Annotated in this window: 4 protein-coding genes; all 4 read right to left on the reverse strand. The window is 33.8% G+C overall.

From position 1 onward, the window contains the following. Nucleotides 1–77: 77 nt before the first annotated feature. The gene (locus PSF09_RS02285; RefSeq protein ID WP_272683408.1) at nucleotides 78–10,265 is read right to left on the reverse strand and encodes an anthrax toxin-like adenylyl cyclase domain-containing protein; all 10,188 of its coding nucleotides are present in this window, start codon (nucleotides 10,263–10,265) and stop codon (nucleotides 78–80) included. 317 nt (nucleotides 10,266–10,582) lie between these two features. Beyond that, nucleotides 10,583–11,230 carry an MBL fold metallo-hydrolase gene (locus PSF09_RS02290; protein WP_210838438.1) on the reverse strand — a complete coding sequence of 216 codons (648 nt, stop codon included), beginning with the start codon at nucleotides 11,228–11,230 and terminating at the stop codon, nucleotides 10,583–10,585. A 39-nt stretch (nucleotides 11,231–11,269) separates the two neighbouring features. Beyond that, complete coding sequence (locus tag PSF09_RS02295; protein WP_210838436.1) at nucleotides 11,270–11,818, reverse strand: YcbK family protein; 549 nt, start codon at nucleotides 11,816–11,818, stop codon at nucleotides 11,270–11,272. A 381-nt stretch (nucleotides 11,819–12,199) separates the two neighbouring features. Then, nucleotides 12,200–13,942, reverse strand: a complete 1,743-nt coding sequence (gene ldtD, locus PSF09_RS02300; RefSeq protein ID WP_272665307.1) for a L,D-transpeptidase — start codon at nucleotides 13,940–13,942, stop codon at nucleotides 12,200–12,202. Nucleotides 13,943–13,945 lie beyond the last annotated feature (3 nt).

The raw sequence follows: 13,945 nt of genomic DNA on the forward strand, positions 1-13,945 counted from the left end.
CAAAGTAGTTATTCAACTTTGGGGTGTTTTATTATGAACAATCTATGATTACGGTTAATTTTTTAAGAGCACAGCTATCACGTATGGCTTAAAAAATGTTCAGTGTATTGCACTGCCCCCCAAGCGTTTTTCAAATGAGCTGGGCTTGATGAATCATCAAACGTATTTTCATGTTCAAAACGTTGTTCTACAAGTAGTTGAGTTAGCCTATCCACCGTCTGCTCAGTGTGTTCGTTCCACATAGCATTCGTGCTATCATGAAACACCACTTCGGTCACATTCGCCATCGACATCCTATGGTTATTATGATGAATAGTCACTAACCGCCCACTTTTAGATTGATACGTAGTTACAGCCAGATTAGCTGCAATTTCCTCATATCTAATATCTGTTGGTTTGAAATTAATTAGCACAATCCGATTACGCCCTTCAAAATCGCTAATCGTCACATTTCCTTTGCCCTGGCCACTAACAAGATAAAAATCATTTCCTTTTCCACCAACAAGCTGATCTGCACCATCAATGGAAATTAAAATATCTTGCCTTTCACCACCGTACAACACATCATTACCTTGTCCGCCATATAATACATTTTCACCCCCAAAAGTGACCAGCTTATCGTTCCCTTTACCGCCTTTAACAACACGCCCGTGTCGGCTTTGGTCAATAATAGAATCGTTACCTTCTTTAGCGTCAATTAACCAATGGGTTCTAGAATAGTCAGGTGATAGATTAATTCCGTTATCTTCAGATGTGAGCAGTAATTGTTTTGGAATACCTAATAAACTATCACTCATCTCATTAGCTGGCTGCCAAGTTTCCAATTCACCTGATTTTTGCGCATCTAATAATTTATCTGCAAAATAGTTAGCCAAAGGCTCCATCCCATTCTCTATCATTGACCGGAATTTATCTGGTAATTGTGAATAAGTATGAACTGTCGGTTCTGTTCCTCCTTCCGTAACTTTTTGTTTTATTTTTGCAATTTTGCCAAATTCTGATATGTAGTAATAATACACCGTACCATCGTCAAGCTTCTCAACTATGGGCTGACCTTTAAAGTTAACTAAATGAACATGGTTTTTCCCTTCATTATCATCAATATAGGTCAGGCCAACAAATCTTCCATCAATTAAATAATGGTCATCCCCTACACCACCCATTAATGAATCATAACCAGAACTAGAAATTAGAAAATCGTTACCATCCCCACCACTCATAAAATTCACACCTGAACCACCATACAGCACATTATTTCCACCAATAGATTTGATAGTGTCATCTCCCCCTCCCCCTATTAATATATGACTGGTTAAGCTGCGGTCCAAAATAATGTCATTACCTAATTTACCACTTATTACTTTTTGCTCTGATAGGTAACCTGTTGGCAATTCAATAAAATCATTATTATCTGTGCTTTCTATAACAGGTTTTACAGGTACTATTGTACTGCCTTTTTCTTGCAAGCTAACAGTAAATAAATTTCCGTATTTATCTTGAATAAGTACAGCATCTCGCATATCTTCATCAAAATTTTCAAAACGAAGAGCCAATTTTGTATCACCAAATCGAGCTTTGGCCATTAGCGTTTGCTCATCTATTTTTAATGAATATCCATTTTCAGCTTGCAATATTATAATGACTCTATCCTTTTTTGAATATCGCCCTTTTATATCTGAAAAATCAAATATGACCTCTCCATTCTTGTAATTAGCTTGGTTTATTTGGTAAACATCATTACCAAGACTGACTTTAATACGATTTCCTGACGCAATATGCGATAATATATTATTACTATCATTACCCTTGTATGTTAAATTTTTAGCATGTCCTGAAGGCTTTAATATCCCCCAATCTGGGGAAGAGTATGTTCGTGTATTATTAATTGTAATTTCATCTTTTGTTTCATCAAATAAAACGCCCACGTCTTTCTGGCCAAGTAATTGATCATTGTTTTGCAAGTAAGTAATATTAAATAACTTACCTCGTAAAACATCCGGCTGTTCTTGGGTTAAAGGTGCTAATTGGCTATTTAAGACAAAACCATCACGCGTTCTTAATTTATAATCATGGTTTAATTCACGTCCAATAGAGGTTTTTTTATAGACATTTTTTAACACAACCGTCACTTGACTCGTAATATTGGGGAAAGATAAATCATTAATTTCCGATGTAGATAGTTGTATTTGTAGATAAAGATCCTTTCCCTCAACATAAACATCAGTGATTTCACTTAAACTATATTCGAGATTGACCATACTTAGTGATTGGCTGAACTCCTCAATGACAACTGTCCCATGGTAACCTTTATATGATTTATGATAAATTGGATTAATCGATGAGCGTTTATCGACCCTCTTAGTTTTATTATTAAATCGCCAATTAACACGATATAAATCATCAGTATTTAATAACCATTCGTATCGCCTTATTTGGTAACTATCATGCCCATTTCCACCATTCGCATAACCTTGAGTCAAAATAAGCTTATCTGCGCCATCATAGCCATATAATTTATCAATACCTGCTCCACCATCAATAATATTATTATTATCGTCACCCTTAACCACATCATTCGTATTATCACGCAAAATAATATTTTCAATATTTTTAATATGTGCTATTTTCAATAACTTTGACTCAATTATAGAATGATAGTTAACTTCATTATGTTTTAAATCCACCCTTACTTGATAATTTCTAGGTAAATTATCAATAATTAACGTATCATTACCAGATTGACCATCTAAATATTTATTCGGCCTATTGTTGTCATTTGAATCTAATGAATCTAAATTACCATCTCTTAAATAGAAATAATCATTTTTATTTCCTCCCGCAAAATACTTTTCTCCAGATAAAACTTGAAAAGCATTCATTTGGTTTTTCTTTCCAATAATAATATCGTTACCATTAGCCGTATTAAAGCTAGAACCTCGGTTTTGTAGGTCATTTAAATAAAGGCTGATCTGTGGTATGTTATTTACGAAGTGTTCACTATAGCGCTGATAGTTACCACTAAAAATCATTTGCCCATGTACGCCAAATTTGGTTTTTGTTGAATAAAAGTTCAGCTGCTCAGCATCCGAAGTATTCAATTGTTCTTCAATAGGTAATGTAAATTGGCTATCTTGAATACCATGTCTGGTTTTAAATTGAGTAAATAGTGGGTCGTGATAATCAGCATTAAATCCATAGTACTCATTTGTAGGTTGACTACCATTACGCTCCAAATCAAAAGTATCTTTTTGCACTTTCCTATATTCATAAAAAATTTTATCTTCTACTGCTCTATGAGCAATACCATTTGCCATAAGGATATATCTTCTCAATAGGAAATCAGCTTCTTGTGAAGTAAATGAAGGCGCCCCTCGTTTAATATATTTAGAAATATAAAATCCTGGACTGATGCGCTCACTCCCTAACTCACCACCAAAGTAATTTCCATCAGTATCGACTAAATAATAACGATATGTCTGCCTATAAATAGGCTTTTCAACTACACTTAAATGATGATCAAACCCAGCTTGAACAAGGGTTTGTTCAAAATGCGATAAATCATTTTGCCAATCCATTTTTTTAAACGAATCGATATAACGTTTAATAATTATTTCTTGTTGAGTACGTTCTGTAGGTTCTAAACCAATGGCTCCGCGTATACCCTCTTCTAACTCACGGCTCCAACTAATCTCAATTTCTGATTTAATACTATCAATATGACGTTTAGCGCTATCTACCCAACTTCGTAAAATTAAAAGACCTCCAGCAAAAAGTCCTACCGCTGGAATTGTAGCCGAGGACGCCAATATAGCTATCGTAGTTGCAGCACTAATTCCTATACTCACACAAGTAAAAAAAGCGCTAACAATCAAATCCTGCCGCTGCTTAGGATCAGTGGTGGTTTCCAATTTAGATAAACATTCATAAGCTTGATAGGCATCTAATCCCATCCCAACTAAATTAAAAACAACAACAGTACCAGAAGCTAATCGGCTACGAACAAGGGATGAAGCACCATACTTAGCTGCAATTTTCAATAAAACTGGTTGTAACACCATATCACCGTAATTAAAAAATGCATTACCGCATGTCAGGTAAAATTGTTTTTCTAATTCAGCATACTCTGCTTCCGAAAGATCAGGATTTTCTAATTTAGACAAAATAGTATAGATATTAGCGATGGACTGCATAATACCTACGCCCCCCATAACTTGACTGAATCGGTTTGAAAAGCGTTCAAAACGCGATAACTTTGTTCCCGCAGCATGCAAATTTTCTATTATTTTTGCTGTAAATTCTGGATTATCAAAATCGACATTCTTCTTAGTAAGATAATTCAATTGTTTTTTCAGAATTGTGTTATCTGTAAAGCTGGCATCGCCATCCGTTATTTGAATATTATCTGGGGTATTTAATTGCCTGCGAAGTATTTTTAGCAAAACAAGATCGGTATCTTTACCATCCATCATAGTTAGTTCTACGGCTAGTTTTTCCGAATTAAAGCGTACTTTTTTGTGCCAGCCTGGTTGTTGAGTATGCGTTATGTTGATAGGCTTACCATCGATCGTAACCCCCAAGTTTTGTAATTTCATTAATGGAATTTTTTCATCATTAAAGCTAACCCAGCTATTCTTAGCGCCAGCGAAATCAATATGTTTAATGATATTCTCTCTTACCGTAATATGATCCTGTGATGATTTATAGGTTTCAACATCATTGAAATCGATATATTGAAGATCCGCTCTCAGTTGGTTACCATCCTCAATAGTCAAACCTGAATGCTGACCACGACTTATTTTTATTCCATCAGGCAAGGTAATCTCTTCACTAAAATAGTTTTTTACTAATTGGTAAAATGCATGTTTGGCCTGTTGTGGTACAGCATGTTTAACACTCAGTTGAAAACCATTAGGGTCAAATAGACTATATTCATATAGACCATTACGCATGGTACAACTTACCGTAAACGTAACTAATCCACTTTTAATCAACAACAGAGTATTCTGCTTAGGATGGTTATCCGTATTGCGTGGTGAAAAAACATCCAATATGGATTGGTCTGAGATAGTTATTCCGCTTTTAGCTAAATTATTTTCAATTTCAGTTGAATAATTTTGAATTTGTTTGAGTAATTCAGCTTCACTTTCCGATAATATTCCTTGTTGATACTTTTGCTCTAGTTCTGCTTTTCGCTCAATCAAATTACGTGTTGAAATAGAATCCCCTACCTGGAATTCAAGACCAAAAAGAAGCCCTAATTTCTGATCGAAGTGCTTTGAGTATCCATTTTGGCGTAACCAACCATGATGAATCATGTTGATTTGCACACCTTCAGGGCGATTACATGCTTGTTTATGTAATTGGCTAAATTGTTGCTGTCGTAACTGTTGATCTATATGATATTTCTGTAATGCTTGGGCCAATGAGAGATCTTTAAGCGGCGCATTTTCACCAACAAAATTATCTGAACTAAGCCGACTAAAAGTCGTTAAATTATCATCAATTAAAGTGAATGCATTTGAATCTGTTGTAACCATCAATACTTTTCCGCGATCAAACTCATTTGTTATTGGAAATAACATTTTTAATTGTTGCTTAGACTGTTCGCTTAAATTATTTAATACATGAGGATCATGATATATCGCCCGTAAAATAGCTTGGCTATCTAAAGCTTGTTTTTGCAAAGATGAAGATAATTTAGTTTCAAATAAGCTATTCCAATAGACTTTATTTTCTATGACATCACTATTCAAATATTCATATACTCTAGGACTAATTAATGGATCATAGAGCGCTATTTGTATTTTTTTTGTACTAAATTGGCCATCGGCATCAATAAAATACTGTGCTAAATAAGGATGTTCTGCTAGATGTATTTCACTAATTTTAATCTGCTTTAATGCGATTTTTTCAAGTAACAACTTCAGTTGTTGACGAGTTGTTTGATTTAATTCCGTTACAGGTGAACCTAATTGAGAGTTACTAGGTAACTTTGGCACCATTGTATATTTAATGTTGCTAGATTTAACCTCAATATCAAAATCATACAGTTTAAGCTTTGAAGATAATTCCGTGGTAAACTTTATATATTGAGCGTAACTAGTCGTATCTGGAGGACTAATAGAATGAAATAGCATATCCGTTGATGCTGTTAATGGATATTTCTTCTTAATAGCAACAAGGCCAGCGGCTATATCATCATTCGCATTATCGATTACTTTTGAATCACCAATAAGAACCCATTTTACTTGTTTTTTTCCTGTTATAGATTCAAAATTTTCAGGCTCTCCATATTCCAACACCCATTTTTTAGAGTCTACATCAACTTGAAAAATAATTGTATTTTTCGGGTTTTTAGCTGCAAGAGCTTCGGCTAAATCACGCCCTTTCGTATCACTAATAAAACGAACAATGACAGCAACATCTGACGTATGACTCTTTCTATTTTTTAGGCTTAGCGTACTAATCCGCTTTCCATCCACCATTTCCCATCTAGGTACGGATATAATGCCGATATCATTTAGCTTCGCAGAAAAGTCAGCGTAGAAATGCTCAGGTAATGTCCCGTTATTACGAACCAACTCATCAACAAAAAGTTGATAAGCATTTGGGTTATAAGCCACCTTTCTAACTAAATCAAAATCCAGCTTTTTATTTTCTGGTGAGTGAAATATCGCTATAGGATTTGGTTCAATATTGCTACTAAGTTGGTAAAGTTTAATTTCTCCACGACGAAGCTCATTAATAAAATACAACACCGCTGGCTGATCATTAATTGTTACTATTTTAGTATTACTATTATACTGATAAATAAATTTATGTTTTTTTATATCAAGTAAATAATTACCGTCAATAACATATTTAACTCCAGAAAAATTATTACTAATAGGCCTATTATATGCCACAATCGGCATATCCATACCATATTTCGCAAGAGCATTGACAGCTTTAATTGTAAAATTTTCACTCACCCCTCCAGCCCCTAGATTACATCCCATCAACACTAATTTGTCTGGTTTTCTATTATTTAATACATTACTTTTTAAATAATCTAACCCATCTGCAAACTGCTGTGAATTATAGTACATATAGGATGTAGGTTGATTATTACCGTTATATATACCATGTCCCACAGTCAACCAACGAATTTTTCCTGTGTTCAATTTTTCAACATCACCATGCAAAATATGATATTGCCGACTAGTTATGTCATATTGAATAATCATTGATTTATCTGGGTGTTTAGAAAAAGCACCGGCAACTGCCTTGGCCGATACTTGGTCACCCGCAATTTGAATAATAACATTATAATCATATTCACCCGTATTTCTTATCGAAACAGGCCCATTTGATTGAGACTCCCATTCTCTATATATTATTAACGGGTTAAACCAATCATTGATATATTTAATGCTTACTGATTTTTCTCCAGATAAATCCATATTATTATGAATATCATAAACATTAATATTTTCAAAATCCGTATCTAATTGTAAGATTGCTTTACCTAGTTTCTTCTCAATATTTTTATCTATATCATCAGCAATTAGGCTTTTCTTTCGTTGAATTTCATTATATGCAATCAAATAGCTTTCTGACAATTTTCTTTTGGGATTAAAATATTCTGAATTTTCTCCTTCACGCCAATTTTTATTGATCGGGGCTCGATACCCTTGGTTAATTAATAGCTGCTGAAAATTTGATAGTTGTTCTATATCTCGAATAACTATTGCTCCATTTTTATTCATCGGAAAATAAGTATCAATAGATTGAGAGCTACCTAATAGCGCATTTTTTCCTTTTAACTTATCAGGTAAAAAGAAAGTAATAGGAAAATTATCTTTAAGTGTACTTACAGGATTAGCATCATCAGCCCCATGATGAACCAACTCAAAGCCATCAGCACGTCCTAATTCACGGTTGATATCATTTTTAATTTCTTTTATTTTTTTATTGATAATACCATTATCTTTACCTTCTAGTCTGTTATATTCCACCTCGCTATCATAGGCTTTTTTTTGTTTTGGTGTTAATTCTTCATAGACAACCCCTGCTTTCCATTCCTTCCATGTTGGCATCTCTGTGACTTTAATGTAATCTTCTAATTGTGACACTGGGAAAATAATACTAAACATATCATAATCTGCTATTATTGCTTTACCCGTCTTAGGATCACTCATAACTTGAAATGGCTTAATTTCATTCCCATCCTGATAATAAACTTGCCATACATAAATTTTACCTTGTTTTATTTTTTTTAGCATAAATACTGTCTCTTGGCCATCAACAATTGATGTAGTTCTACTATACCCCTCCCCTCGTTGTTTCTTTAAAGGTGAAATAGCTTTATATTCAATTAATTCATTAACACGTTCTTGTGTAATTTCTAACGTAATAGCTAAAGCTTTATTTTCTTCAATTGATTGCTGAATATAAGAGTTATACTTTTCAAATTCTATACGTGCAGATTTTTTAGCGTACTGTTGTTGTATCGGAATAAAACCACTATGAGGCCCCCAATCAGCACTTTTCCCCTTAATTAAAAGCCCTTTACTACTGTACACACCTGAATTAATCAAGCTTGTTGACTTTGTATCAATAGGGCGAAAACCAATAATAATATTATTCTTATTCGCAACTCTGATAATAGCTTCTTGATGGATATCAGAGAAACCTATCTTTGGTAGCAAACTATCATTCATTATTGGTTTCAATTGTAAATTTATACTTTTATAGTTTAATTCCTTATTTAATTGGATATTTTTTAGCTGTTTTCCTTTTTGCTCCAGTACATTATCAATGCTTTCCACATTGAATTTATCCATATCCACTTTACTACTTAAAGAATACACATTATATTTTCCATCACTAATGAAAAAATTACTTTTTAATTCAAATAATGCTTTTGCATTATTTTTCACCTTATCTTGTAAGTCTGAAAAATCTAGTATATTAGAATACAAATAAAACGATTTCTTATCTAAGGTTACTTTAATCTTTACAAGATTACGTTCAGGACTAAAACTTTTATACATAATATTAACACCAGAAAACTTATCCATAAAGCTTGCTTTTCTAGCAGATAAAATATCATTCTCCGTAGCCTTAATATCCTTAGCATTTAATTCTTTAAGTATTTTGTCTCTTTTATAATTATTATTTTCTTTTAATTCGAAAATTTTTATTTCATAATCATTTCCTTTTAATGGTTTAAACCCATATTGCTGCGCATTCATTTTTACATAAAAATCAATATGGTTGATAAAATTTTCTTGGTTATTAAACTTTACTACTCCGCTATTAGGGTCGAAAAAAGTATAGTTCCATGACTTACTATACTTACTATAAATGGCAGATACTGCCATTGCATGCCTAGCTGAGCAAAATTTAACCAAAAATGAATCGTGGCTTTTTTTTGTGTGTAGAATTAATTTTTTCTTAAAATTATTTAATGTATCATTACTAACTAAATGTTCTGTATAGTTATTATTTTTAGTGTCTAAGCTAGCACCTTTCCTATAGTTATGGGATTCTAATTTTAAATAGTTATCTCTCTGGATATCTTCAGTTAAAATATTAATAAAAAATTTAGTGTCATCAATTGTATATTTTTCTCCTAAGCTAGATAACTGTGCTGAAAATTGTTTTCTCAATTTTATATATAATGGATCAGTAAGTATTAATTTTCCCTTTGGGCTAGCAAAAAAGCTTTTGTTAGCAAAAAGCGCTTCTCCATATTTCTTTAACTTTATTTTTTGCAATTCATATAAATAGGTATAATGAATCACATCTTTACCATAACTATTTTTTTGTGATTGATAATTTTCTTCAATCGTTTTATTTATATAATTAAGAAAGCTTTCATTAGTGATTTTAGTATATTCTAACTCACTAAAGTAATTAGCATTAATAACTGATTTTTGATATGTTGATTGCACTTTAATAACATCACTCATCAGTTCATTTAATAGTACTTGCGCATGTTTTTTTAATGCTTCATGTTTTATCTGTTCTAATGATGTTGAACTATTTTCATAGCTATTCGCTATATTATATAAAAAATTCAATTGTTTTATATATTCTTCACCTTTATCGTTTATCATATAAAGTAGATATTCATTAGTTAATCCATAGCAATAACCAGGTGAAAGTGAATAATTAATTCCGTTTTCCGTCATCATTTTTACAAAAAAATGATGGTTTTTTATATCATTTGCGTAATCAAAAAACTGACTTTGATTGAAATCTACGTTTTCATTATACATTTTTAAAATATCCTTATTAAATTATACACATGATAAATAGAAAATATAAACTGAAAAGTTCATATATGAAAAATTAAATATAAATTAAGATTGGTAATATAAATACTTAATTAAGTTCCAAGCCAATTTAAAATATCAAAATAAACATTAATTATCTACATTTAACAATAAAAGTAAGATGAATTTCAATTATATTTATTTAAATATAATCTGAATATATATATTATTAAACTATTAATAATTTGAGTTTAGGTAAAAAAATGCAATGCCCTATTTATAGGGTATTGCATTAAGTAGATATCGTAACTTTTTGACGATTACCAGATAGGCTGTTCATCTTGCAAGAAAGGGTTTGTTTTTCGCTCAAAACCGAGATTAGACATTGGGCCATGCCCTGGAATAAATTCAAAATCATCGCCAAGAGGCAATACTTTGTTTTTAATAGAGGAAATTAAGTCTTGATGGTTACCACGTGGAAAATCACTTCGCCCGACTCCCCCTTTAAACAATACATCACCCATTGAAATTAATTTATCAGCGTGATTCACAAAAATAATATGCCCAGGGGTATGACCAGGACAATGCAATACATCGAATGTAATATTGCCACAAGTTACTTTATCCCCTTCTTCTAACCAGTAATCTGGCGTAAAATCAGGGCATTCACCTATGTAAAACATCGCATTTTGCTCTGCGAGGTTTTCAATCCAAAAAGCGTCTTCTTTTTGTGGGCCATAAATAGGCACTGAAAAATGCTTAGAAAGAATAGCTGATGCACCTATATGATCAGAATGTCCATGAGTTAACAGAATTTTAGTTAACTTCAACCCAAGGTTTTCAATAGCAGAAATTAATTTTTCTGCTTCTCCACCGGGATCAACAACGACTGCATCTAACGTATTTTCATCCCAAATAACTTGGCAGTTTTGCATAAACGGTGTTACTGGGATAATAGTATATTTCATCGAGCAATTACTCCGTAATCTGTGTCACCTATGCACAGATTACCACGTTCTTGCAGGTCCTGTATCAATATGTATAAAATTGCTTCGAGGATAATAACCAACACCACCAGCCTTCATTTTCAGCGCAGCTTTGCGAATATTGCTCAATTGTAACCCTTCGATATGAAAATCCATTGCTTGCCCGCGAGTATGATAGCTTTTTTTCGCTACCCCTGAACCCTTACGGCGCAGTTGGTTATTTGTTTCTAAGGAACGGTAACCTGAAATCAGCTGTACAGGTTTATTTGTTCCCATCATCATTTGTAATAAATAGATTTGGTCAAACAGTTTAGGGTCGATGGTTTTCACTTTGTCACAACGATAGTCACGGAAAAAATGATTTAAACGTGCTAGTTCAGACTTATTGTAACGGCGCCCGTCAAAAAATTCAGTTTTTAACGATTCGCCTGTATTAATATTTTGAAAACGTAAAATACGTGGTCGAGGGGTCGTCATTGCAGCAAATACATGGCTTGGTAATAAGCTAAGGCCAATCGTTGCGGCCCCAATACCTAACCACTTTCTGCGGGATTGATCAATTATATCCATAGGTGATAGCTCAGACTCTAATAAATTCAGTATTAATCGATAAAATTTTGGCAACCTATTGAGTCTAGCAAATCATGCCTAGCTTTAATGTATAATTATGTAAAGATATGCATACTTCACAGGAATTTTATTGCAATTTTCGTCAAAAAGAGAGTTTTGTCACTCAAACTGCTCGAAACATGCAATTTAAAACACAAATTATGCTGCCTTTATCAAAGGTGAATACAATGGTAATAAATGAACACCCATAAAACAACGGAATAAACAGGATAAAAACGGATTTTAGTGGAGTTTTGCTGAATGGAAATGTACGACGAAGAATACTCAAACAGTTAATTTAAAATATTTAAGGGGAGAAAAACTCCCCTTTTAAATAAACGATTAGTGTAAAACCTTTTTCAATATTGGCAAATATTTATCTGCATTATTAATGGAATTATCATACTGATAAATATCGGCTCGATATTGTGGTTGCTGGTCTTTATCTACCCAAGCAGTTTGATAGTACAGAAAAACCGGGATCCTATCGGGTATATTCACATACCGTGTTGAGCCTTCTTTCAATGCACCATCAATTCGTTTTTGTTCCCAACCGGCATCACCTAACAAAATACTGGCTAATTCGCTTGCTTTATTCACTCGCACACATCCAGAGCTTATTGCACGTGCATTACGATTAAATAAACTATGGTTTGGTGTATCGTGTAAATAAATCGCATCTGAACTCGGCATATTAAACTTGTAGCGCCCTAATGAGTTAGTTGGGCCCGGTGCTTGTCGAATGCGATATGGGAAATTCGCTGGGGTGATATTATCCCAGTCAATAGAATATGGGTTGATTTCATATGAATCAGCGCCCCATCCGGAATAAACCGTATATCCTTTACGGCTAAAATAACTTGGGTCTTGTTTTCCTTTCGGTGCAATATCTTTACGGGCCATACTGGTTGGCACGCTCCAAGGCGGATTAATGACCACGTTATTTAGCGCACTGCTCATGATCGGTGTTTTGCGATCAGCACGACCAACAATCACTTTAGAATCTAATATTACTTCATCATTTAAATAAAAATCTAAAGAGTAACCTGGAATATTAACTAAAATCCCAGTACCACTACTTGCAGGAATAATACGTAAGCGCTGAATATTAAGCGCCATTAAACCCGCTTTCTGCTTAGGCTGCATATTTAGCCAAACACGTGTACCTTTTCCAACCACACCATCGGCTTCTAAACCATATTGTAATTGGAATTTTTTTACAGCGTCGACGAGTTCTTGGTCATATACTTTTGACACAGTGCTCACAGGTGTTTCTGTTGGTTCGACTGTTTGTTCAACCGCCTGCTCTGCAATTTGAGCCATTGTTTCTGGAGGTTCAATTTCTTCGGTTACACTTCCACCTTCAAGTAACCCTTCACGTTGCAGAATTTGACGTAAAATAACCACATCATCGCTAGACTGTCCTGGCTTTAATGTTTTTGTTCCCACCATTTCCAAATTATCTTCAGGCATCGCCAATAACTTCAACATTTCCTTGCGCATAGGCAAATACATTGGATGATTTGGTGCCTGTGATTTTACCCAATTACTTAGGTTATTAGACTCAACTGCCTCAAGCCATGGTTTCATTTGAGCCGTCGTGGGTGCAATAATTTTATATGGCCGATTTGTATATAGCCAGTACTGCCCACTCGCTTCTATCGAAGATAAATACTGTAAATATCCAAGCATGGCATCAGATAAAATAACGTCACGGCCCAACTCATTTAATTGGTTATTTTCCAATATCGCCAACCATTCCCCGAATTGTGGCTGAACCCCAGCAAGAGATAATTCGGCCAATTGCTGTTGAAATTGGCTAATTGCTGTTTCATCTTGCCACAATAGCTGCATTTGCCTATCAGCATATAGTTTTGCTAATTGCGTAGAAAAAATGGGTTTCACATCCGCAGGAAGCGACTGTGTTATTTTGGCTAAACTTTCTGTTGGTGTAACTGAAGCTACCGTTTGAACTTCAGAAACACTTTGTTGCGTATTTTCTTCGTTTGAAAATGCAGGAAATTGTAACGCCATCAACCCGCATATTACTGAGACTTGCAGAGCTCGCACTCTTCTCTTCGCCATACA

Source organism: Providencia sp. PROV141, from assembly GCF_028481645.1.
Taxonomy (GTDB): domain Bacteria; phylum Pseudomonadota; class Gammaproteobacteria; order Enterobacterales; family Enterobacteriaceae; genus Providencia; species Providencia rettgeri.